Genomic DNA, 22,442 nt, shown 5'->3' with positions numbered 1-22,442 from the left:
GAACAGCTCTTCAGATGAGAGAGTGTTGGCGTTGGACGGCTGCACCGTCAAGGTGGTCGACGCCGACCGGGTCGCCGCCGTGCACGAGCGGATGCCGCCGGCCGAGGACCTGACCGACACGGCCGACGTCTTCGGTCTGCTGGCCGACCCCAACCGGCTGCGGCTGCTGGTCGCCCTGCTGGACGGCGAGCTGTGCGTGTGCGACCTCGCCGCGGTGACCGGCCAGAGCGAGTCGGCCGTCTCCCACGCGCTGCGCCTGCTGCGCGCGCACCGCATCGTGGCCGCGCGCCGCGCCGGCCGGATGGCCTACTACCGGCTGGAGGACCCGCACGTCCGCATGCTGCTCGACCTCGCGCTGGCCCACACCGAGCACACCGACGCCCTGCACCCCGAACGTGAGGGGACCACCTGATGGGTGCTGGACACGGGCATGGGCACGCGGCGGGCAAGCACCGGTGGCGGCTGGCGGTCTCGTTCACCCTGATCGGCGGCTTCTTCGTAGTCGAGTTGATCTTCGGGCTGCTGTCGGGCTCGCTGGCGCTGCTTTCCGACGCCGGGCACATGGCCGCGGACGTGGTCACGCTCGGCGCCGCGCTGGTCGCCACCAGGATCGCCACTCGCCCCGACACCACCGGGCGGCGCAGTTACGGCTCGTACCGGGCCGAGATCTTCGCCTCACTGCTGGCCGTCGTGCTGATGCTGGGCGTCGCCGGCTACGTCGTGGCCGAGGCGATCGGCCGCATCGGCGAGCCGGCGGAGGTGTCCGCCGGGCCGATGCTGATCGTCGGCGCCCTGGGCCTGGCCGTCAATGTGGTCGCGCTGCTCCTGCTGCGCTCCGGCGCGAGCGAGAGCCTCAACGTCAAGGGCGCCTACCTGGAGGTCGTGGCCGACACCGCAGGCTCGGCCGGCGTCATCGTGGCCGGCGTTCTGGTGGCCGCCACCGGGCAGCTTTTCTGGGACACGGCGGTCGCCCTGGCGATCGGCGCGTTCGTCGCCGGCCGGGCGATCTCCCTCGGCCGGCAGGTCTTCGCCGTACTGGGTCAGCACGTGCCCGAGGGCATCGACGCCGCCGCGGTCGCCGCCGACCTGGCCGCCATCGACGACGTGCACGACGTGCACGATCTGCACCTGTGGACGCTCACCTCCGGCATGAACGTGGCCACCGCCCACCTGGTCACCGCCGACGCCGGCGCCCACCACGCCGTCCTGGACCAGGCCCGCGACCTGCTGCGCCACCGGCACGGCGTCGCCCACGCCACCCTGCAGGTCGAGCCGGCCGATCACCGCGGCTGCGACGAACTGAACTGGTGAGCCCCTACCATCCCCCGGCGACGATCCGCTTCTTCGGAGAATCACCCATGGCATTCCCCTCACCGGTTCCGCTTCCGTCCGGACCGGGCCGGCCGCACCCGGCACCTGGCCGTTCCCGCTGCCCTTCGCCGTGTACGTGCTGCACACGCTGGAGGGGTTCGCCGCCTGAGCCGGCCGCCACTTCGGCCCCGAGACCACCGGCATGTTCGCCGCCTGCCACATCCCGCTGATGCTGCTGCTCCTGCCGGCCTCCTGGCGGGCCACGACAGCAGGCCGGGTCGGCGTCTGGGTGGTACTGGCCACCGCGTTCCAGTGGCCGTTCGCCGTCAACGCCCTGTTCCACCTCAGCACCCGGATCATCCTGGGGGAGTACTCACCCGGAGCCGTCACCGCGGCCGTGGTCTCCCTGCCGGCCACCGCCTACTACCTGGCCTGGATCCGCCGCGAGGACCGCGCCCGCTCCAGGGAGATCGGCGTGGCCGTCGCGCTGGGCACCGTGATCGCCGCCCTGGCGCTGGGCTTCCTGTTCCTCTAAGAACGGCGCCGACGGCAGACCGTCCCGCACCAGGACCTTCCGGCCTGCCACCAGCCTCGGCGATGGTGCGCCGTTCCGGGTCGGCTTGACTCGTCATCGTTGACGGCCACCTCGATCGGGGCTTGCCACGCGGGATCGGCCGGAGCACGATCGGCGGGGGTGCCCACCCCCAACTCGGTCCGAAGCTGCGGCACCAGCGCGACAGCCGTGGTGCGAAACGCGGTTCTGCGCGAGGTCATGAGAACGGCGGCTAGCGACGAACCGGACACCATCGAGTGGCTGGTCCGTGTCTGTCGGGACTCCTCACCCCTGGAAACACGATCAGCGGAACGCGAGGGCTGACGGCGTCCTCCTCGTCCAGACGAATCCAGAACTCACGCCAGGCTGCTTCCGCCCGGCCCGCTACCGCGACTTTTCGTTCGCATACTGCTCGATCCCCGTCACCAGCGCGGATACCGTTCCTGACCCCTTCCCGGGAGGGTCACCGGGCGACGATCAGGAACACGGGATGGCCGGGCGCGATCTGCTGGAACCGTTCCAGCGGTGCCGCAGGGCCGAGCCCGAGGTGGGGTCTGGCCGCGGGGGCGAGGGCGGCGTAGCGGCGCAGGATATCGGCGCGCTCCTCGGGCGGGACCTCCTTCAGCACGATCGGGATCTCACGACCCCGGCGGTACAGCGTGGCCTGCCCGTCCGCCGCCCGTACGTTCCGCACCCAGTTCGCGTCCGGCCCGAGCATCGACACGAGGTAGCCGGCGCCTCGATGTTCGGTGACCACGATCGGAATCGAGGTGCGGCGCCCGGTGCGGCGGCCGGGCACCTTCAGGACGGCGCTCCGGCGCGGCAACAGCCACCGTGACCCGTACACCAGCGCGTCGAGCCGGTTCGCGTACCGCATGACGACGTTGGGCCGCCCGTGCCGATACATCCAGCGCTTGACCGCCGCGATGCCCTGAACGACGGCACGGGCAAGCTGCCCGACGCTCACCCCCGCCTCCTCCACAGCAGGACGACCGCCGCGAGCCCGGCGAGGCAGGGGAGGACCTGCAGCCAGCCGAGCAGCGGCGCGAGCCCGACGTCGCCACTGGTGTCCTGCACGGTCAGGCCGGTGAGCGCGACGCAGGCGGCGATCAACAGCAGGCCGCTCGCCACCCAGCGGGCCGACCCCTTGCCGAGGCGGACCAGCCAGGCGCTGCCCAGCCAGCCGAGCAGCCCCAGCGCCCCGATGACGGCCAGGATCAAGGTGTACGCCATGACAGCGCCGTCGATCTCCGCCGGCTGGTAGGCGGGGTAACCGGCCCTGATGTGATCGGCCAGGCCCGCCCGGTCGACGAAGACGAAGAGGGTGGCGAGCACCGTGAGGGCGGCGCCGGCGTACAGGGTCGCGAGAGCTCCCCGCGTGCCGGTTCTGGTGGTCTGGATGGTCATGACAGGAGTCCTTCCGTAAGACGAGCGGCCACGGCTGTGACGAGAACCGGCCCGGCTGTTACTCGCCGAGCTCGATTCTTACACCGTATGTTTCTCATGCCCCCACTATACTTACGACGTAAGAATCGTCTATGTGAGGTAGGCCACCATGTCCCCGAACCGCACTCGCGGCCAGAACGCCGGGCTGACCCGTCAGGCCATCCTTGAGGCGGCCCTGGCGCTGGCCGACCGTGACGGGCTGAAGGCGTTGTCCATGCGGCGCATCGGTCAGGAGCTGGGGGTCGAGGCCATGTCCCTCTACCAGCACGTCGCGAACAAGGACGCCCTGCTCGACGGCCTGGTCGAGCAGATTTTCACGCAGGCCGCGCCGCCGCTCGCCGAAGCGGGCTCATGGCAGGAGGGGCTGCGTGAGTACGCCCGCGCACTGCTGCGCCTCCTGCTCGCCCACCCGAACGTCATCTCCCTGGTGGTGAGCCGCCCCGCGATCACGCCGCAGAACCACCGCCTGATGGAGGACGCCCTCCACACCCTGCAGGCCGCCGGCCTGCCGCCGGAGCGAGCGCTCGACATGTTGTACGCCGTGACGGGTTTCGTCGTCGGCCACGTCGCCATCCTGTCCGGCGGCGGGGACGGGCGATCGCCGTCCCGAGGGATACAGCCGATCCCCGAGGAGGAGTTGCAAGAGACCCCGCTTCTCGCGCAGGCCACCCGGGTGCGGCGGTCCTCCGACTCCGACCCTCGCTTCGACTTCGCGCTTGAGGCCATGCTGCGCGGCTTCGACACACTCTGATTTTTTATTTTTATTTTCCAGAAATTGATAATTGCTAGACTCCGGTTCGTGACCGAAGACACCAGCTTCGTGACGCCGTGTAAGCACTGTGGCGCGCCGATCGAGCAGCGCCGCGGCCGGGGCCGGCCGAAGGCGTACTGTCCCGACAAGGACTGCCAGGCCGCCGCCAAGCGCGAGCGGGAGCTGCGACGGGCCACCCCCGGACTGGAGGGAGCGCTGGCCAGGGCCGAGCAGTTGTACGACCGGATGGAGGTCGGGCTGGCCGCCACCCTCGAACCGCTCGCACGGGCGCTGGCCGAGGAGCTCAGCCCCGCCGGGGTCGAGGCCAAGATCAGCGCCGTCCAGGCCGAGGCGCACACCCGGGTGGCCATCGCCCGTACCGAGCGGGAGCAGGCGTTCGAGCAGGTACGGCTGGCGCGGGAGGCCGCCGAGCACGCCAGGAGGCAGACCGCCGAGATGCGGCAGCGCCTGGAGGAGGCCGAGAGCGAACGCGAGACCGCGCTGGCCGATGCGGAAAGAGCACGGGAGCAGGCCCTGGCCGCCCTGCGCGAGGCCGCCAGCACTGAGCGGCAGGCGTTGCAGACGGTCGAGCAGGCCAAACGGCGGGCCGAGCTGGCCGAGCGCAGAGCCGAGGATGCCGCCCGTCAGGTCGACATGACCGAGCAGGCCAAGGACCAGACGACGCAGGAGCTGGCCGAGCGGGCCAGGCTGGCCGTCAAGCAGGCGGAGGACGCGCGGGCCGAGGCCGTACAGGCTCAGCAGACGGCCGAGCTGGCGCGGGAGGAACGTGATCGCGCCCGGCAGGACACGGCGGCCGCCGTCCGAGAGCGTGAGCGCGCCGAACGCGAGGCGGTCGGCGCGAAGGCCCGGGAGGAGGTGGCGGCGCAGGAGCGCGAGCGCGCCGTGGCGCGAGCCGTCGCGGCGGAACGGGCCGCCGCCGAGGCGGACCGCGACCGCGCGATGGCGCTCAGGGACGCGACCCAGGCACAGGCCGAGGCCGAACGGCTGGCAGCCAAGGCGGCGGCTGCGGAGACCGACGGGGTGGCGGCCCTGTCACGGGAACGAAAGCTGGTCTCCAAGGAACGAGCCAGGGCCGACGCGGCGGCGAAGGAGCGCGATCGCTTCCAGAGCGAACTGCGGCTGGAACGGATCCGCCTGGAGGACCTGCGAGCGGAGCTGGACGCGGCACGCGCGGAGGCGGCACAACTGCGCGAACGAGCGGTGGCCGCGGAGCTGCGCGAACGAGCGCTGGGTGAGGCGCGGCGCGAACGTGCGGTTGGTGCGGAGCCGGGGGAACAGGAGCTGGAGGCGCGGCACAGGGAACAGGCTGTCGTGCCGCAGGAATGAAGGCCGGAGAGGTGGCCACGCGAAGGTGCGATGGTCGCGGAACTGCGGGAACGTGCGGTGGGTGCGGAGCCTCGGGAACAGGTGCTGGGACGCGGCACAGGAACAGGCTGCTGTGGAGCCAAGGAGCTGCGCGCGCTGATCGATGGCATGCTGCCCCGGCTGACTTTCCCGAGCTGTCGCTGGAGGTGTTCGACCGCACCGGCCTGCGGTTTCCGTTCCTTCATGACGGTGATGCACCATGCATGGATGTGAAGGCTGAGCCCCGTCGGGTCCATTCGGTTCGCGGACGTGGTCCCCTCCGTCAGCACAAGCTGAGCCCTTGGCTCAGGCGCCGCGTCTCATGCGGGTCTGGGCGAAGAGGCTGATGAGCGCCGGCAGGACGGTCAGGGCCGTGTAGCAGACGACGGCGGGGATCTCGCCGAGCGGGCCGACGAGTTGGCTCTCGATGACGATGGGCACGCCGAAGGCGACGTAGGAGACGACGTAGATCCCGGCGACGACGCCTGCCCGCTGGTGCGCCGCCGCGAGGGGAAAGATCAGGCGCAGAGCCGCGGAGAAGGACGCCCCGAAGCCGACCCCGGCCACGGCCTGTCCGATGATCATGACGGTCAGGTTTCCGGCGAACACCCCGCCGATGATGCCGACGGCCCCGGCGACGGACGCGTAGATGCCGACGGTCATCGCCCGCCGCGGGTCGATCCGGGCGAACGACAGTCCGACGACGGTCGAGACCGCGGGCGCGATGAACCCGGTCAAGCCGTTCAGCAGGCCGCTGTCCAGGTGGAAGACGCTGCGGACCATGTTCGGCGCCAGCCCTCAGGACAGGCCGGCGAGCATCCAGACCGCGGCGACCACGGGTGCGGCGGCGGCGAACTCCTTCCTGGCGGCGGGCGGAAGCGACACACGCGGGACCATCGAGCGGAGCGCGCCGGGGGTGCGGGTCATGGTCTCGGGCGACAGGGCGACGGCGACGGTCCCGAGAACGGTCAGGACGATGAGGACGGTGAAGGTGATGACGTTCGCTGTGGGCGTGAGCTGGATCGCGAGGCCGGCCAGCAAGGATCCGGCCCCGAGGCCGCCGGTCAGGCCGGCGCTGCCGAGGATCGTGCCCAGGCGCTTCTTTCCCGCAGGGGCGAGTTCTACGAGCACCGCGGTGAAGGCGGCCGTCGCGGCGCCGCTGGAGACGCCCTGCACGATGCGGCCGGCGATCACCCATCCGATGTCGGAGGCGACGAGGAACAGGACGTTCGACACGAGCTGGACGACCAGGGCGCCGACCAGGACCGGGCTCCGGCCGACGTGGTCGGAGAGCGAGCCCAGCGTGAGGACGGCGGCCAGAAAGCCGATCGCGTACACGGCGAAGGCCAGGGTGAGGAGCGACGGTGGGAAGTCCCACTGTTGCCTGTAGAGCACGAGCAGCGGCGTCAGCGCGCCTGCCGCGAGGTAGAGGCCGGTGAACGCGAGCGCCGCGCCCGTCAGGGCGAGCCCGGCGGGGAGAGTGCGCCGGCGGCGGGTCGCGTGCTTCCCGGTGGTTACTTGAGATGACGAAACGGGTCCCTGAAGAGACCACGCGCGCATGGATGCGGTGGTCTGCGAGAAAGTGGTGGTGGCCTAGGTGGACCAGGTTGGGTCAACGGGCTTGGGCGGACCAGGGCCGTTGAACGGTCAGTCGCTCTGCGGGCCGGCCCAGTCGCCGTGCGCCACGATGGCGAGGTCTTCGAGGTCGACATCCCTGCCGGACGCGGTGCGCGCGCCGATCACGACGGGCTCGCCGGTGCCCTGTTCCACGAGACGCAGCGGTCCGCCGTCCTCGCCCTGCAGGTGCTTGTTGCCCCACTGCATGAGCGCGAACACGGCAGGGAACAGGTCCCTGCCCTTCTCCGTCAGCAGGTATTCGTAGCGGGTCCGCTTGCCCGGCTCCCGGTAGGGCTGCTTGGTGAACAGACCGATGTCGGTCAGGTCCTTGAGCCGCGCCGCGACGATGGCGTCGCCGATCTTCGTCCGCCGGACGAAGTCGTCGAACCGGGTCGTGCCGTAGAAGGCCTCGCGCAGGACCAGCATCGAGGAGCGCGTGCCGATGGCCTCCATCGACCTGCCGATCGAGCAGTTGTCCAGCCGCCACGTACTCCGATCGGCCAGAACACCTTCGAACGAGAGCGGCATGACGTCCCCTGAATCCTACGCGGGCTGGTCGGTGATGACGACGACGCCTGACGGCGCGTCGAGCAGTTCCACAGTACGGTCAGCGGCGCGGTCGATCCGAACGCGAGGCTCGGCGGGGATCTGCTGTTCGTTGTAGGTGCCGGGCCCGTAGAACTGCCCGTAGCTGAGCACGACGCCGCCCTCGGCCAGAACGGAACGTTCCAACTCGACGACGGCGTCGGCGTCAGGGCCGTCCTGCAGCCGCCAGGCGACCGTCTGGGCGAGGATCTTGGGCGATCCGCTCTGCCTGGCTGCGTCGATGAGGTTCTGGTTGCCTTCGGTACGGATGCGCGCGTTCAGCTCCCCGTGCTCACCGATCTTCTCCACCTCGTCGGGCAGGTCGGTCAGCTCGTTCAGGATGACGTCCGGGGCGAAGTCGCGAACCGCCTTGATCAACGCGTCGCGGTCGAAGACGTCGCACAGGATCGGCTCGGCGCCGAGCCGGGTCAGCAGGTCGGTCTTGCCGGGCGAGCGGGTCATGCCGCCGACCACGTGCCCTTTTTCGACGAGGCGGGGAATCAGCTGCTGCCCGATCACGCCGGACGCACCGGCCAGAAATACTCTCACGCATCTCTCCTAGCTTCATGATTTAGTAGTCAGCTTAGATGGCTGACTACTATTTAGTCAAGTCAGGTGTTGTAGCCGCCGTGGGCGCCCAGCACCGCGCCCGTGATGTACGACGTCCTTCGCGGGTGTTCTCGCCGATCATGTCGCGCTGAAACTTCAGGACGGCTACCAGGACGGAGACCATCAGTTGGTGCCGGGGTCGTCGCCGACCGCGGGGTCTTCGTGGACGGGGGCGCCTGCCGCCGGCAGGGCGGTGAGGGCAGGCCGCTGGCGGGATCTGCCGACGGACATCGCGCTGCTGTGGGGCGAACAGGACCAACCCGCCCGCGGCCCCAAACCCAGCCTCACCCCCGCTCTGACGCGGGCGCGGCTGCAGCAGGTCGACCAGTATCTGCGGGCGAAGACGATGGCGCTCAGATGGAGGGTTGCAGGTTGGTGTGGCGGTGGGGTTCGTCGCGGAGGACGCTCTCGGCCTCGAACGCCTGCAGGATCAATTCTTGCAACTCGTCGACGTCCTTCACCTGCGTATGGGGGTCGATCACCCTAGCGATCACGTCGGCCCGGTGGTTCGTGAAGCTGAGCGGCTGCTCCATGATCAGGTGATCCTCCGGGTCCTCCGCCCATGAGACGGCCTTGTCACCCGGGAGTAGAACGGACTGACAGCCTCGTCGGCGTCGCCGTCCTGGAGCGCCGCCTCGATCGTGTCGATCAGCTTGCCGCCGACCACGTCGGCTGTATCCCGCCGTCGGGGTCCTCGGCGTCTACAGCGTCAACAACAACCCTTCGACATGTGGGTCGTGCTCGGCTCGGCGGTGGCCGGCTATCTGATGCGGAAGACCGGCTTTCCGCCGGGGCCGCTGGTGCTGGCCTTCATCCTGGGCCCCATCATGGAACGCTCGTTCCGCCAGTCCCTGATCATGTCGGACGGCAGCGTCGCCATCTTCGCCACCCGCCCCGTCGCCGCGGGCCTCCTGCTCGTGGCGGTCGTCGTCCTGGGCTGGTCGATGCTCCGGGGGCCGGTGAACGGGTGTCGCACGCGGGAATCCCCGGCACGGACCGGCGGGCGAGGCTGAGCCCCCGCGACGCCTTCCAGACCGCATGGGGTGGATCGGCGGCGACAGCTCAACGCTGACCCGCCGCCGCCCGCCCGAGGTCACTGCGGGACAGGCCCGTGGCCGCCCAGGCCGCCTCGATCATCTCGAAGATCTCGTCCACCGCGGCCTCGGGATCGGCCGCCTGGCGGGCCAGCGAATGAGCGTCGATCACGAACCTGGCGATCGTCCGGCAGGCCGTGGTGGCCGATGGCAGGCCGAGGTCGGCGGCGATGGCGGTCGCCAGGGCCTGTGCGTGACGCCGCTTCATGGACTCCTCGTAGTCGCGCAGAGCGGGTGACTGGTCGATCATGCGCCAGGTCGGGGCGGCGCCGTCCGCCGTGCAGTGGCGCACCATGGCGTGGAGCTCGCGGCGCAGCGCGGGGATGAGCGGCTCGTGCGGCGGCCGGTCGGTGACGGCCCGAGTGAGGCGGTGTTCGAACGTGTCGTCCTGCTCGAACACCAGGGCTTCCTTCGCGGCGAAGTGGGCGAAGATCGTGGTCACCGCCACGTCGGCCTCGGCGGCCACGTCGCGCAGGCCCACCGCGTCGTAGCCGCGATCGAGGAAGAGCCGCAGGGCGGTGTCGGCGATCTTCTGGCGGGTCGCGGCCTTCTTGCGCTCCCTGCGCCCGGACGGGACGGTCATGCGCTGATGCTATCAGCTACAAAAGTAGAGCGATTTCAAAACCCTAACGGTTAGTGCTACGGTCGGCCGCATGAAGAAAGTGAGCTTCGCCGAGTTCGGCGGCCCGGAGGTCCTGCGCCTCATCGACGCCGAGGAACCCCACGTGGGTCCCGGTCAGGTCCGCATCGCCGTACGGGCGGCGGGCGTGAACCCCGTCGATTGGAGGGTCCGTGAAGGTCAGATGCTGAAGGCCCATCCGATCGAGTTGCCCGCCGGTGTCGGGCTGGACGCCGCCGGGGTGGTGGACGAGGTGGGCGAGGGCGTCGAAGACGTCAAGGCCGGCGACCACGTGTTCGGCGAGGGTTTCGACACCTATGCCGAGTACGCCGTGATGTCCGCCTGGGCCCGCATGCCGGAAGGTCTGACGTTCGAGGAGGCGGCCGGGTACCCCTCCGTGGTCGAGACCGCGCTGCGCATCCTCCGCGAGTCCGGGGTGCGGCCCGGCCAGACGCTGCTGGTCTGCGGTGCCTCCGGGGGCGTCGGGTCGGCGGTGCTGCAGATCGCCCGCGACCGCGGCATCTCGGTGATCGGTACGGCCGGGGCCGCGAACCAGGACTATCTACGCAGCCTGGGCGCCCACGCCACCACGTACGGAGAGGGGTGGCCCGAGCGCGTACGGCAGCTCGGCCGGGTGGACGCGGCCCTCGACCTGGCCGGCTCGGGCGTGATCCGCGAGCTCGTCGAACTGACCGGCGACCCGCGCAAGGTGATCACCATCGCTGACCTCGGCGCGCCGGAGTCCGGTGTGCGCTTCTCCGGCGTGGCGGGGAGCGTGCCGGATGCGCTCGCCGAAGCCGTCGGCCTCATCTCGCGGGGCCGGCTGCACATTCCGGTCGAACGGTCGTACCCGCTCGCCGAGGCCGCGAAGGCGCACATCGACAGCCAGGCCGGTCATGCGCGCGGGCGGCGCGTGCTGGTGATCTGAGCCGTTTCCGCCCCGCACCGGGCGGCTCGTCCCAGGTTGAGGACTCCACAAAGCATGGATTCGGCAAGGCGCTCTGTGGTCCCGGAGGTCGCCGACCAGGCTGATCTACCCTTCCGGCATGGCATTCGTTATCCCGGAGATCAAGGTCGGCCTGGCCGAGCTCGGCGGCGAGCAGGGCAGCTGGTGTTCGAAGTGCGGCAAGCGCGCGACCCTGTACATCGTCGACCCGGAGACCGGGAGCCACGCGTTCGCCTGCACGGCCGACGTCGGCGCGGAGATCGAGGACATGCTGCTGCGGTCCGCCGGTTAGGCGGCACAAATTCCCTCCATGGCCGGTCCAGCGGGCAGGCGCACGGGAGATCACCGACCGGCAGCCGCACCGTCGTCGGACGTTCATGCGCCGGACGGAGGAACTCTCTACAGTGCCCACGCGCGGAAGATCCCGTACGCGTGCGCCTAGACAGAAAGTTCCCCCATGCGACTCCCAGGCTTCATCGTCCACCGGCTGCGAACCGCGCTCGTCCACTCGGCGGCACTGGCCGCGGTGGCGGCGACGCTCGTCTCCGCTCAGCCCGGCTCAGCGGACGCCGGGACGCCACCGGAAACGGCCGCCGGCCACCAGGTGAAGCACGACAGGCCGGTGGTCTGGTCACACCGGGGCGCCTCGAAGAACGCGCCGGAGGAGACCACCGCCGCCTACCGGCGGGCCCTGGCCGACGGCGCCGACGTGCTGGAAGGTGACCTGGCCCAGACCAAGGACGGCGTGCTCGTGGTCATCCACGACAACACCCTCGCGCGGACCACGAACGTCGAGGAGGTCTTCCCCGACCGCGCCCCCTGGAACGTCATCGACTTCACCCTGGCCGAGATCAAGCAGCTCGACGCCGGCTCGTGGTGGGACCCGGCCTTCGCCGGGCAGCGGATTCTCACCCTGCGCGAGTGGTTCCGTCTCACCGGCGGCCGGGCGGGCCTCGCGCCCGAGCTCAAGTCGCCGACCCTGTACCCCGGCATGGTGGAGAACCTGGTCAAGGAGCTGCGCGCCTGGGGTTACACCCATGACCTCAAGGCCGGGAACGGCGCTCCGCAGATCTGGGTCCAGTCCTTCGACGAGGCCGCGCTGCGCCAGTTCCACGCGCTGCTGCCCAAGGTGCCCACGCTGCTGCTGCGCAGCGGCTACCCGTTCATGACGGCGACCGACGAGGTGCTCACCGAGCTGGCCACCTGGACCACCGCCATCGCCGGCAACCCGGTCCTGACCACCGCCTCGCAGGTCGCCCGGGTCCAGTCCTTCGGACTGAAGGTCGTGAGCGAGGTCGAGGACGGCCCGTCGATCCTGAGCATGATCGAGCTCCAGGGCTACGACTATGTGTTCACCAACGTGCCCGACGTCGCCAAAGCCGTGCTCAACGGCAAGCAGCCGCTGCGGGCGAACCACGGCGTCGTCATCGACAGCGTGGTGTTCAACCCCGACGGCAGCGACGTCGAGCCCGACGGGGGCGAGTACGTCGCCCTCCGCAACACCACCGGCAGGCCGATCGACCTGAACGGCTACACCCTGCGCGAGTTCGGCAACACCCTCCTGCGGGTGGGCGACGGCGCCGTCATCGAGCCGGGCAGCTTCTACAAGGTGTACGTCGGCCCCGGCACCGACCGGCCGGACGCGCACTTCAACGGGCTGAGCGCCGGGGTGCTGGCCAACACGGTCACCGATCACGTCTACCTGTACAACCGCGACCGGGTGATGGAGGGCCTGTACTCCTACCTGGCCTCCTGACCGTTCGCCGGTGCCGCCGGCGGCGCCGGCACAGAACGTCGGCGGAACCTTGGGCGCGGTCCCGGCATCTAACACGCCGTGGACGCGCTCATCGCTGGAGACCCGCAGCACATCGGCGAGTACTGGCTCGCGGGCCGGCTCGGCTCCGGCGGTCAGGGAGTCGTGTACGACGCCTACGACCGTGAGGGACGCCGGGTCGCGCTCAAGGTGCTCCATGCGACCGGCGACGGGGCGGGCCGGGACCGGTTCGCCAAGGAGGCGGCGGCGGCCGGGCGGGTGGCGTCGTTCTGCACGGCCAGGGTGCTGGACTCCGACCTGTCGGGCAGCCGGCCGTACATCGTCAGCGAGTACGTGCCGGGCCCGAGCCTGCGCCAGGCGATCGGCCAGGGGCGCAGGTTCACCGGAGACGATCTGCACCGGCTGGCCACCGCGATCGCCACCGCGCTGACCGCCGTGCACGACGCGGGCGTGATCCACCGCGACCTCAAGCCGGACAACGTGCTGCTCGGCCCCGACGGCCCGCGGGTGATCGACTTCGGCATCGCGCGGACCGCGGACATGTCGCTGACCAGGACGGGCGAGGTGGCCGGCACGCCCACGTACATGGCGCCCGAGGTGTTCATGGGGCAGCGGGCGGGGGCGCCCGCCGACGTGTTCGCCTGGGGCGCGATCATGGTGTTCGCCGCCACCGGCGCGGACCCGTTCAGAGCCGACAATCTGGGCGGGGTCATGCACCAGGTGCTGTCGGCGCAGCCCGACCTGGGCGGGCTGCCGCCGCAGTTGGCCACGCTGGTGACCGCCGCGATGGAGAAGGACCCCGCGGTCCGTCCCACGGCCCGCGACCTGCTGCTCGCCCTGGTCAGCGGGAACGGCCGGGACATGCGCGGGCTGCTGACCGCGGGCAGTCACGCGGCCAGGGGTGTGCACGTGCCCGACTCGGTCGTCCCGGCGCTGGGCACGATCGCCGAGGACGCCTACGGGGCGCTCACGCCGGACGAGCGCGACCTGGCCGCCGAGGTCTTCCTGCGCATGGTGGCGGTGACCGACGACGGGCACGAGACCGTCCGCTGGGCGCTGAGGGAGGAGCTGCTGGCCGGGCGCTCGGAGCGGGAGATCGTGGCGATCGAACGCATTCTGTGCGCCTTCTCCTACCTGGTGACACAGAAGGGCGACGCGGTGGGGCTGTCGCGTCCCGCCCTGCTGCGGGCCTGGCCGCGGTTGCGGCTGTGGGTGGACGGCGATCGTGACGGGCTCACCGTACTGGGTCAGATCAGTGACGCGGCCCGCCGCTGGGCCGAGAACGGGCACAAGGACGGCGACCTGTTGCAGGGCAGCCGGCTGGACCACGTGCTGACCTGGGCGGCCACCGGGCGCAGGCACATCACGCTGACGCCGGGTGAGCGTGACTTCATCGCCGCGGGCACCCGGCTGACCAGGAAGCGCATCCGCCGCAGGCGGCTGACCACGCTCGCACTGTCGGGGCTGCTCGCGGTGGCGCTGGTGGCGGGCGGCATCGCGGTGCTGCAGAGCAGGCAGATGGCCGAGCAGAGCAGGGTGGTCGGCCGGCAGCGCGACGAGGCCGTGGGGCGGCAGGTCGCGGCCGAGGCCGACAAGCTGCGCACCACCGACCCGGCCAGGGCGATGCTGCTCAGCGTGGCCGGGTGGCGGCTGGCCCCGGGCACCGACACCAGGCGGAGCCTGACGACCTCGCTGACGATGCCAGAGAGCGCGGTCTTCCGCGACCCGGGCGCGAAAGGGGTCTCCGCGGCGGCGACGGCGGCCGACGGGCGGACGCGGGTCATCGCCGGCGAGGACGGGGTGCGGGTCTACGACACCCCCTCGCGGCGGCAGACGGCGTTCTGGAAGTGGCCGGACGGGCTGCGTGCCCTGCCGACCGCGGCAGCGCTCAGCCCGGACGGAAAGACGCTGGTGGTCGTCAGCAAGGACATGGCGTACTCCTGGGACACCATGACGGGCAGGAAGCTGTACGAGCACCGTGTGGGCGCGGGCACCCCGGGCGTGCACGTGGCCTTCGACGGGCACGCGAGCCTGGCCGCGGTGATGCGGGAACAGTCGATGGAGTTCCTGTGGGACACCAGGACCGGCAGGTCGTACCAGCCGGATCTGGAGGCGGGCCAGGCCCCGGCGATCGCCCCTTCCGGCGCGTACATCGCGGGGGTCGGGCTCAACCAGGGCGGGCTGAAGGTGATCCGCCTGCCCGGCCTCACCGTGGACACCCGGATACCGAAGAAGTGTGGCACGGTGGTGGCGTTCACGCCGGACAGCCGGCGGCTGTTGTGCGCGAACGGCGACATCGAGGCGTGGGACCTGCGCACCGCCAGGAAAGTGCCCGACGAGGACCGGCCGTTCTGGCAGAACTCGGCCGCCGACGACCTCAGCGGCGCGAGACTGCGGGTCAGCCGCGTCGGCCGCCGGTTGCTGGCCGCCGACGGACGAAGGATCCACCTGTGGGACGCGGACAAAGGCGACGAGCTCTACACCTACCAGGCGGAAGGCGAGCTGGACGAGGCCTGGCTGGACCCCCGCGGCAGGACCATCCGCTATCTGCTCGACAACTCGATCATCTCCGTCGACCTCGGCTCCCGCAGCTCCTCCCGCGAACTGCCCGGCGGGTACGCGGTCGACGCCTTCAGCCAGGACGCCCGCCTGATCGCCGCCACGGAGCTCGACGGCCCCGTACGCGTGGGGGACGGCCGCGGACCCGGCGTGCCGTTGCGCGGCAGCGAGGGCGGTGTCAGCACGCTGTTCGACCCGGCGGGCAGGCGGCTGGCCGTCCTCACGACGGAGCAGACGGCGATCTCCGTCTGGGACGTGGCCAAGGGCACCCGGCTGTGGCGCTACGCCGTTCCGGAAGATCAGGCGGTGCTCTCGCGGGCGTTCACCCCCGACGGCGGCAGGCTGGTGCTGTCGCTCAAGGAGCAGAGCGAGCGGGACGCGCGCAACGAGCTGGTCGTGCTGGCCGCCGACAGCGGCCGCGTGCTGTCCCGGCACCCGCTCGACACCGCCACGGGGACCATCGTCCCGACCCGCGACGGCACGGCGGTGGTGAGCAGCTCGGGCAGGGTGCTCGACCTGCGCACCGGTGACGGCGTCGGCCCCGGCTTCAACGGAGCGGGGCTGTCCCTCGCGGTCAGTCCCACGGCGCCGCTGCTGGCCCTCGGCTCCACCACGGTCGAGCTGTGGGACCTGGCGAAGGGCGCCGAACTCTCGCCCTCCCTGCGCGTGGCGGCGAACGCCCAGGTCGAGACCGTGCTGTTCAGCCATCGCGGCGATCTGCTCGCCCTGATCAGCAGAAGCATCGGTGAGACGTTCGACGACGTCTACACCGTCCAGCTCTGGGACGTCGCCTCACGGCAGCGGCTCGGCTCGTTCCCGATCGGGATCTTCGACCTGCTGGCGTTCAGCGCCGACGACCGGCGCCTCTACGTCTCGGGCGGCAAGTCGGGGACCATCACGGAGATCCCGGTCGCGGGAGACCGCATCGCCGAGCTCGTGTGCGAGCGCGCCGGCCGCACCCTGAGCCCGGGGGAGTGGGACCGGCACCTGAAGGACGTCCCGTACCGCGACGTCTGCTCACGCTGATCCGGCGGCCCGGGAGTGGACGATCCCGCCGCTGTTGTCCGGTGGTCAATAAACTTGCCGTCCATGGCACCCAGGCGCAGGCGCAGCCCTGCGGAATCTCGCGCCGAGCTGCTGGCGGCGGCGGCGAAGCTGATCGGGGAACGGGGTCCGGACGACGTCAGCCTGCGGCAGATCGCGCAGGAGGCCGGCGTCGCGCACGGGCTCGTGGCCCACTACTTCGGCACCTACGCCGCCCTGGTCAGGGAGGTGCTGCGGGCCGAGAACGACCGCATCGAGGCGCGCGTCCGCGAGCGCATCGGCGCCGATGACGGGGTGCCGCTCGCGGCGGGGATCATGGACGTGGTGTTCGACACCCTGGCGGACGAACGTTATCTGCGCCTGTTCGTGTGGACCGAGATGCACGCCGGCTACCGGGGCGCCGAGCGCCCGGAGCTGGTGGAGCTGATCGACACGATGGAGGCCGGCATTCACGCGGCCCTCGCGGGCGGGCCCGTGCCGAGCCGGGCCCGGATCGAGACGGTCGTGCTGACCGGGCTCGCGGCCGCCTACGGGTTCGCCATCGGCGGCAGGTCGTGGCTGGCGGGCATGGGTCACGATCCCGGCGACCCGGCGCACGAAGCGGAGTTCCGCGTCCAGCTCGCGCGGATGCTGGCGGCGCACATGGTGGAGGAGGCCGGCTGACTTGTTCTCCACTTGGAGAATAAGATGATCGGGTCACGCCGATCGCACAGACAGGACGCCTCTCATGGCCGAGCCCGACCGTACCCCCGACCTGCTGGTCCGCCCCTCCGACGAGGAGCGCGAACGGGTCGCCAGGCGGCTCCAGGATGCCGCCGCCGCCGGACGGGTCGGGCTGGACGAACTGGACGCGCGACTGGCCGAGATCTACGGTGCCGGCACCCGGAGCGAGCTCGCGCACGCGGGCCGCGGCCTGCCCGAGCCGACTCGCGCGGACCTGCTGGTGGTACCGGACGAGCCCGGCTCCCGGTTCGCCATGAGCGTGTTCGGCTGGTTCAGCCGCAGGGGCCGCTGGGTCGCCCCGCCCGTGTTCACGTCGTTGTCGGTGTTCGGCGGCGGGGAGATCGACCTGCGCGACGCCCGCTTCGCCGGCCGGGAGATCCGGGTGCGCGCCTTCGCCCTGTGGGGGTACACGGAGGTCGTCGTGCCCGACGACGTGGAGGTCGAGGTCAAGGGCTTCGGCCTGTTCGGCGCCTTCGACAGGAGGGCCGCCCGCGTCGAACGCGGAGCGCCGCGAGTCGTCATCAGCGGCCTGGCCCTGTTCGGCGGCGTCGGCACGAAGACCAGGAAGCCGCCGGCCGGGCGCGACTGAGGCCCCTCGTCCGGCCGGGCGGCTGAGGGCATCCGCCCGCGCCGGACGGGCCGGTTCGTGGGTGACAGCACGAGCCGGTCCCGCCCGGCGCGGGGTGCGGCCTTCACCGGGAAGACGTTCCGTGCCGTTCCAGCCGCCTGGGGAGCACTGGTTGGTCTTGGCGTGGCGTCGACCTGTTCAATGAGAGGCATGAGGATCGGCGAGCTGGCGACGCTGGCCGGGGTGTCCACCCGGACCATCCGCCACTACCACCATCTGGGGCTGCTCCCCGAGCCGGAACGGCTGGCCAACGGTTACCGCGAGTACCGGCTGCGCGATGCGGTGGCGCTCGCCCGCGTGCGGCGGCTGGCCGAGCTGGGCCTGTCGCTGGACGAGGTACGCGACGTGCTGGCCGACGACGAGGGCCAGGAGCTGCGGGAGATGCTGCTGGAGCTGGACGCCGACCTGGCCAGGGAGCAGGCCGCGATCGCCGCCAGAAGGGCCCGGCTGGCGGCGCTGCTGACGGAGGCGGACCTGCATCCCGACTCGACGGTCTCACCCGACATAGCCGAGGTGCTGCGCGGCCTGCCCACAGGAACCTCGGCCTTCGCCGAGTTCGACCGCGAACTGCTGACCCTGGCCGCCGGCGGGCGCGACTCCGGGGGCCGGTCCGACTTCGCCGAGCTGCTGCGGCCCCTCACCGAGCCGGAGGCGTACGCGCGAGGACAGGCCCTCATCGCCCGGATGGACGAGCTCGCCGAGGCCAGCCCCGATGATCCGCGCGTGGCCGAGGTCGCGCATGACCTCGCGGCCCACCTGCCCGCCGAGATGGTCTCGGTGATGCTGACGAGCCTCGACGACGCGACCACCGGACACTGGCTGGAGGAGATGCTGCGCGAACTGCCCGCCGCCCAGGGGGAGGTCCTCCATCTGCTCGTGACCCGGCTGAGGCGGCGAGACTGAGGCCGGCTTCCTGCCGGCGGTGAGGCCGGCCGGCGGTGTCAGAGCCGCGTGGCGACGCCGACCAGCCGGGCGAGGGGGAGGGAGCGGCTGTGCGCGGGCCAGGCGAGGGTGGTGGTGACGGCGGGCGCGTCGCTGACGGGAACGGCGGCGTGCTCCGCCCACAGCCAGGCGTAGGCGGAGGCGGGGATGACGATCAGCGCGAGCCCGAGCGCGACCAGCTGCGCCATCTGTGCCTGGTCCTTGACCTCGGGTCCGGGGCCGGGCGGATAGGTGCCGTCCAGCCGGGGCCAGCGGGCGATCGGCAGACCGGGTACGTCGGCGGCCTCGGCCATGGACAGCGAGCCGCGCGTGGCGTAAGGATGCCCGGCCGGCAGGACGGCGACCTGCCCCTCGGTCAGCAGGTCCTCGGTGTCGAACCCGGACAGGTCGTCGAAGGGCCGGTGCACGAGCGCCACGTCGGCGCGGCCGTCGCGCAGCAGCCTCGCCTGCTCGCCGATGCCGCACATCAGCACCTCGACCTCGGCCGCCTCCGGTTCGGCGGCGTACGCGTCGAGGAGGTCGCGCAGCAGCTCGTGGGACGCCCCGGCCTTCGTCGCCAGCACCAGGCGCTCGCCGGACCGCGCCGCGCGGCGGGTACGGCGGGCGGCGGCGGTGGTGGCGTCGAGGGCCGCACGGGCCTCGCGCAGCAGCACCTCCCCGGCGGCGGTGAGGGCGACGCCGCGCCGGTCGCGGTCCAGCAGGGTGACGCCCAGGCGCCGCTCCAGCTGCTGGATCGCGCGCGACAGCGGCGGCTGCGCCATCCCGAGGCGCTCGGCGGCCCGGCCGAAGTGCAGCTCTTCGGCGACGGCCACGAAGTACCTCAGCTCGCGGGTCTCCAGGGTGTCCACCGCACCAGCATAGCTTTGTGATACCTGCCGGGTATGACAGCGCACCGGATCGGTGTTGGAGCTCCCCGCCGGTCCGGCGGCAGGATCGACGGCGTGAGCGAGAAGAAGATCGCGCTGGTGACCGGCGCGAACAAGGGGATCGGATACGAGATCGCGACCGGGCTGGGCGCTCTCGGTTACGGCGTCGGAGTGGGCGCCCGCGACGACGCCCGGCGGGAGACCGCGGTCGAGAAGCTGCGCGCCGCCGGCGTGGACGCCTTCGGGGTGCCGCTCGACGTGACCAGCGACCGGAGCGTGACCGCGGCGGCGGAACTCGTCCAACGCCGGGCCGGACGGCTGGACGCCCTGGTCAACAATGCGGGCATCTCGGGGGAGATGGCGCCGGGCTGGATCCAGGACCCGACCACGGCCGACCTGGACGAGGTCCGCAGAGTCCTGGAGACCAACGTCCTCGGCGTCATCCGGGTGACGAACGCGATGCTGCCGCTGCTGAGGCAGGCGGCCTCGCCGCGCATCGTCAACCTGTCCAGCAGCGTCGCCTCCCTGACCTGGCAGTCGGACCCCGATGTCGAGGTCGGCCCCCTCATGGGCATCTACGCGCCGACGAAGTCGTACCTGAACGCCGTCACCGTGCAGTACGCCCGGCACTTCGCCGGCACGAACATCCTGATCAACGCGGTCTGCCCGGGCCTGGTCGCCACCGACTTCACCGGCTTCCAGGGGCCCCGTACGCCCGAGCAGGGCGCGGCGGTGGCGATCCGTTTCGCCACGCTGCCCGACGGCGGCCCTTCCGGGTCCTTCGTCCAGGACGAGGGCGTCATCCCCTGGTGACCCGCGCGGCCGGGAGCCTGGCGCGAGCGCAAGTTGACGAGGATGCCGCCCCTGTGACAAGCTGAAGGCGGCACCGAGGTTGACGCTCATAGTAAGTGTAGACACTCGTTTCTCTATTGCGCTATGCTGCTCCCTCGCGCTGCCTTTCTCCGCCCCGGGTCACTCCGGGGCGTTCGGCATGCGCGCAGTCCGACTCCATCCGTGCCTCGGAAGGACATCTGTTGGCAGCCTCGCGCAACGCCTCCGCCGTACCCGCCGGTCCCCGCCGTGTCTCCTTCGCCCGTATCGCCGAGCCTCTCGAAGTTCCCGACCTCCTCGCCCTGCAGACCGAGTCCTTCGACTGGCTGCTCGGCAACGACGCGTGGAAGGCCCGGGTGGAGGCGGCTCGCCAGGCCGGGCGTAAGGACGTCCCGGCCCAGTCGGGCCTCGAAGAGATCTTCGAAGAGATCAGTCCCATCGAGGACTTCTCGGGGACCATGTCCTTGTCGTTCCGCGACCACCGGTTCGAGCCGCCCAAGTACTCGGTGGACGAGTGCAAGGACAAGGACATGACCTTCTCCGCCCCGATGTTCGTGACGGCGGAGTTCGTCAACAACACCACCGGTGAGATCAAGAGCCAGACGGTATTCATGGGCGACTTTCCGCTCATGACGCCCAAAGGCACGTTCATCGTGAACGGCACCGAGCGGGTCGTGGTCACCCAGCTGGTCCGTTCGCCGGGCGTCTACTTCGAGCGCAGCGTCGACAAGACCTCGGACAAGGACCTCTACGGCTGCAAGGTCATCCCCTCGCGGGGTGCCTGGCTGGAGTTCGAGATCGACAAGCGCGACAGCGTCGCCGTACGCGTGGACCGCAAGCGCAAGCAGGCCGTCACCGTGCTTCTCAAGGCACTGGGCTGGACCAACGAGAAGATCCTCGAGCGCTTCGGCCGGTACGAGTCGATGCGGGCCACCCTGGAGAAGGACCACACGGCCGGCCAGGACGACGCCCTGCTCGACATCTACCGCAAGCTGCGGCCCGGTGAGCCGCCGACCAGGGAGTCGGCGCAGACCCTGCTGGAGAACCTCTATTTCAACCCCAAGCGGTACGACCTCGCCAAGGTCGGTCGCTACAAGATCAACAAGAAGCTCGGGGTGGACGCCGAGATCACGCACGGCACCCTCGCCGAGGACGACATCGTCTCGATGATCGAATACCTGGTGCGGCTGCACGCCGGCGAGACCTCGATGGGCGCGGCGGGCGAGGTCGTGGTGGACGTCGACGACATCGACCACTTCGGCAACCGCCGGCTGCGCAGCGTCGGCGAGCTCATCCAGAACCAGGTCCGTCTCGGCCTGGCCCGGATGGAGCGCGTCGTGCGCGAGCGGATGACGACTCAGGACGTCGAGGCGATCACGCCGCAGACCCTGATCAACATCCGCCCGGTCGTGGCCTCCATCAGGGAGTTCTTCGGCACCTCGCAGCTGTCGCAGTTCATGGACCAGACCAACCCGCTGGCCGGCCTGACGCACAAGCGGCGGCTGAACGCGCTCGGCCCCGGTGGTCTGTCCCGCGAGCGGGCGGGCATGGAGGTGCGCGACGTGCACCCGTCCCACTACGGCCGGATGTGCCCGATCGAGACCCCCGAGGGCCCGAACATCGGCCTCATCGGCTATCTCGCCTGCTTCGCCCGTCTCAACGCTTTCGGCTTCGTCGAGACTCCGTACCGCAAGGTCGTCGACGGCAGGGTGACCGAGCGGATCGACTACCTGACCGCCGACGAGGAGGACCGGTTCGTCATCGCGCAGGCCAACTCCGCGCTGACGGCGGACGGCGGTTTCGCGGAGAGCCGGGTGCTCGTGCGGCGCAAGGGCGAGGAGTTCGAGCACGTACGGGCCGGCGAGGTCGACTACATCGACGTGTCGCCGCGCCAGATGGTGTCGGTGGCCACCGCGATGATCCCGTTCCTGGAGCACGACGACGCCAACCGCGCCCTGATGGGCGCGAACATGCAGCGCCAGTCGGTGCCGCTGCTCAAGAGCGAGGCGCCGCTGGTCGGCACCGGCATGGAATACCGTGCCGCGACCGACACGGGCGACGTGCTCAGCGCGGAGAAGGCGGGCGTGGTGGAGGAGGTCTCCGCCGACTACATCACCGTGATGAACGACGACGGCACGCGGACGACGTACCGGGTGGCCAAGTTCAAGCGCTCCAACCA

Annotated in this window: 25 protein-coding genes; 16 read left to right on the top strand and 9 right to left on the bottom strand. The window is 70.9% G+C overall.

The features are described from left to right. Positions 1-22: 22 nt before the first annotated feature. The 3 genes from B0I32_RS39465 (at position 23) to B0I32_RS39455 (ending at position 1,846) form a co-directional block, all read left to right on the top strand. Positions 23-412 carry an ArsR/SmtB family transcription factor gene (locus B0I32_RS39465; protein WP_425438134.1) on the top strand — a complete coding sequence of 130 codons (390 nt, stop codon included), beginning with the start codon at positions 23-25 and terminating at the stop codon, positions 410-412. Then, the gene (locus B0I32_RS39460; protein WP_106248447.1) at positions 412-1,311 is read left to right on the top strand and encodes a cation diffusion facilitator family transporter; all 900 of its coding nucleotides are present in this window, start codon (positions 412-414) and stop codon (positions 1,309-1,311) included. Before B0I32_RS39465 ends, B0I32_RS39460 begins: the two co-directional genes overlap by 1 nt. A gap of 202 nt (positions 1,312-1,513) precedes the next feature. Beyond that, the gene (locus B0I32_RS39455) at positions 1,514-1,846 is read left to right on the top strand and encodes an HXXEE domain-containing protein (RefSeq protein WP_106248446.1); all 333 of its coding nucleotides are present in this window, start codon (positions 1,514-1,516) and stop codon (positions 1,844-1,846) included. Between the two features lie 481 nt (positions 1,847-2,327). Here the strand turns inward: B0I32_RS39455 and B0I32_RS39450 are convergent, their stop codons facing one another. Further along, the gene (locus B0I32_RS39450) at positions 2,328-2,831 is read right to left on the bottom strand and encodes a nitroreductase/quinone reductase family protein (RefSeq protein ID WP_245956312.1); all 504 of its coding nucleotides are present in this window, start codon (positions 2,829-2,831) and stop codon (positions 2,328-2,330) included. After that, complete coding sequence (locus B0I32_RS58185) at positions 2,828-3,271, bottom strand: hypothetical protein (RefSeq protein ID WP_181308293.1); 444 nt, start codon at positions 3,269-3,271, stop codon at positions 2,828-2,830. The genes B0I32_RS39450 and B0I32_RS58185 overlap by 4 nt, the downstream gene beginning before the upstream one ends. Positions 3,272-3,419: 148 nt before the next feature. On the opposite strand from B0I32_RS58185, the gene B0I32_RS39440 reads away from it, so the two are divergent. From B0I32_RS39440 to B0I32_RS56840, 3 genes are read left to right on the top strand one after another with little or no spacing between them, the layout of a single operon-like run. After that, the gene (locus B0I32_RS39440) at positions 3,420-4,061 is read left to right on the top strand and encodes a TetR/AcrR family transcriptional regulator C-terminal domain-containing protein (RefSeq protein ID WP_106248444.1); all 642 of its coding nucleotides are present in this window, start codon (positions 3,420-3,422) and stop codon (positions 4,059-4,061) included. 48 nt (positions 4,062-4,109) lie between these two features. Then, positions 4,110-5,408, top strand: a complete 1,299-nt coding sequence (locus B0I32_RS39435) for a coiled-coil domain-containing protein (RefSeq protein WP_181308291.1) — start codon at positions 4,110-4,112, stop codon at positions 5,406-5,408. Between the two features lie 30 nt (positions 5,409-5,438). After that, positions 5,439-5,660, top strand: a complete 222-nt coding sequence (locus B0I32_RS56840) for a hypothetical protein (RefSeq protein WP_146178482.1) — start codon at positions 5,439-5,441, stop codon at positions 5,658-5,660. A gap of 72 nt (positions 5,661-5,732) precedes the next feature. On the opposite strand, the gene B0I32_RS59155 is transcribed toward B0I32_RS56840, so the two are convergent. From B0I32_RS59155 to B0I32_RS39415, 5 genes are all read right to left on the bottom strand, one after another. Beyond that, entirely contained in the window at positions 5,733-6,209 is a 477-nt protein-coding gene (locus B0I32_RS59155; protein WP_219912238.1) for a hypothetical protein, read from the bottom strand. A 15-nt stretch (positions 6,210-6,224) separates the two neighbouring features. After that, positions 6,225-6,986 carry an MFS transporter gene (locus B0I32_RS59150; RefSeq protein ID WP_219912237.1) on the bottom strand — a complete coding sequence of 254 codons (762 nt, stop codon included), beginning with the start codon at positions 6,984-6,986 and terminating at the stop codon, positions 6,225-6,227. An 87-nt stretch (positions 6,987-7,073) separates the two neighbouring features. Beyond that, the gene (locus B0I32_RS39425) at positions 7,074-7,571 is read right to left on the bottom strand and encodes a winged helix-turn-helix transcriptional regulator (protein WP_090774085.1); all 498 of its coding nucleotides are present in this window, start codon (positions 7,569-7,571) and stop codon (positions 7,074-7,076) included. 15 nt (positions 7,572-7,586) lie between these two features. Beyond that, positions 7,587-8,177, bottom strand: coding sequence for an SDR family oxidoreductase (locus B0I32_RS39420; protein ID WP_106248442.1), 591 nt, complete (start codon positions 8,175-8,177; stop codon positions 7,587-7,589). A gap of 413 nt (positions 8,178-8,590) precedes the next feature. Then, positions 8,591-8,770 carry a hypothetical protein gene (locus B0I32_RS39415; protein ID WP_106248441.1) on the bottom strand — a complete coding sequence of 60 codons (180 nt, stop codon included), beginning with the start codon at positions 8,768-8,770 and terminating at the stop codon, positions 8,591-8,593. 195 nt (positions 8,771-8,965) lie between these two features. On the opposite strand from B0I32_RS39415, the gene B0I32_RS39410 reads away from it, so the two are divergent. Next, a complete protein-coding gene (locus B0I32_RS39410) occupies positions 8,966-9,250 on the top strand; it encodes a hypothetical protein (RefSeq protein WP_106248439.1) in 285 nt (94 codons plus the stop codon). A 49-nt stretch (positions 9,251-9,299) separates the two neighbouring features. Here the strand turns inward: B0I32_RS39410 and B0I32_RS39405 are convergent, their stop codons facing one another. Next, on the bottom strand, positions 9,300-9,914 hold the full coding sequence (locus B0I32_RS39405) for a TetR/AcrR family transcriptional regulator (RefSeq protein WP_106248438.1): 615 nt from the start codon (positions 9,912-9,914) through the stop codon (positions 9,300-9,302). Positions 9,915-9,984: 70 nt separating this feature from the next. Here B0I32_RS39405 and B0I32_RS39400 point away from each other — a divergent pair, with 70 nt between their 5' ends. The 7 genes from B0I32_RS39400 to B0I32_RS39370 all read left to right on the top strand — a co-directional run bounded on the left by B0I32_RS39400 (position 9,985) and on the right by B0I32_RS39370 (position 18,527). Continuing rightward, the gene (locus B0I32_RS39400; protein WP_106248436.1) at positions 9,985-10,878 is read left to right on the top strand and encodes an NADP-dependent oxidoreductase; all 894 of its coding nucleotides are present in this window, start codon (positions 9,985-9,987) and stop codon (positions 10,876-10,878) included. A 118-nt stretch (positions 10,879-10,996) separates the two neighbouring features. Next, positions 10,997-11,188 carry a hypothetical protein gene (locus B0I32_RS39395; RefSeq protein ID WP_106248435.1) on the top strand — a complete coding sequence of 64 codons (192 nt, stop codon included), beginning with the start codon at positions 10,997-10,999 and terminating at the stop codon, positions 11,186-11,188. Between the two features lie 165 nt (positions 11,189-11,353). Continuing rightward, a complete protein-coding gene (locus tag B0I32_RS39390; RefSeq protein WP_106248433.1) occupies positions 11,354-12,652 on the top strand; it encodes a glycerophosphodiester phosphodiesterase family protein in 1,299 nt (432 codons plus the stop codon). A gap of 78 nt (positions 12,653-12,730) precedes the next feature. After that, entirely contained in the window at positions 12,731-16,255 is a 3,525-nt protein-coding gene (locus B0I32_RS39385) for a WD40 repeat domain-containing serine/threonine protein kinase (protein WP_106248432.1), read from the top strand. 63 nt (positions 16,256-16,318) lie between these two features. Further along, positions 16,319-16,936: a TetR/AcrR family transcriptional regulator gene (locus tag B0I32_RS39380; protein ID WP_245956311.1), complete on the top strand. Its 618-nt coding sequence runs from the start codon at positions 16,319-16,321 to the stop codon at positions 16,934-16,936. Between the two features lie 64 nt (positions 16,937-17,000). Beyond that, the gene (locus tag B0I32_RS39375) at positions 17,001-17,585 is read left to right on the top strand and encodes a DUF1707 SHOCT-like domain-containing protein (RefSeq protein ID WP_106248430.1); all 585 of its coding nucleotides are present in this window, start codon (positions 17,001-17,003) and stop codon (positions 17,583-17,585) included. Positions 17,586-17,774: 189 nt separating this feature from the next. Further along, positions 17,775-18,527, top strand: coding sequence for a MerR family transcriptional regulator (locus B0I32_RS39370; protein WP_106248429.1), 753 nt, complete (start codon positions 17,775-17,777; stop codon positions 18,525-18,527). Positions 18,528-18,565: 38 nt separating this feature from the next. Here the strand turns inward: B0I32_RS39370 and B0I32_RS39365 are convergent, their stop codons facing one another. Then, positions 18,566-19,414, bottom strand: a complete 849-nt coding sequence (locus B0I32_RS39365) for a LysR family transcriptional regulator (RefSeq protein ID WP_106248427.1) — start codon at positions 19,412-19,414, stop codon at positions 18,566-18,568. A gap of 93 nt (positions 19,415-19,507) precedes the next feature. Between B0I32_RS39365 and B0I32_RS39360 the strand changes: the two genes are divergently transcribed. Together B0I32_RS39360 and rpoB are read left to right on the top strand one after the other, a co-directional pair. Further along, entirely contained in the window at positions 19,508-20,245 is a 738-nt protein-coding gene (locus B0I32_RS39360; protein WP_106248426.1) for an SDR family oxidoreductase, read from the top strand. Between the two features lie 221 nt (positions 20,246-20,466). Continuing rightward, positions 20,467-22,442, top strand: a 1,976-nt coding sequence (gene rpoB, locus B0I32_RS39355; protein WP_106248424.1) for a DNA-directed RNA polymerase subunit beta, incomplete at its 3' end; no start/stop codon positions are given.

This window comes from Nonomuraea fuscirosea, from assembly GCF_003001935.1.
Lineage (GTDB): Bacteria > Actinomycetota > Actinomycetes > Streptosporangiales > Streptosporangiaceae > Nonomuraea > Nonomuraea fuscirosea.
Note: the sequence above shows the minus strand (reverse complement) of the source record. Positions and strands in the feature narration are given on the sequence as shown.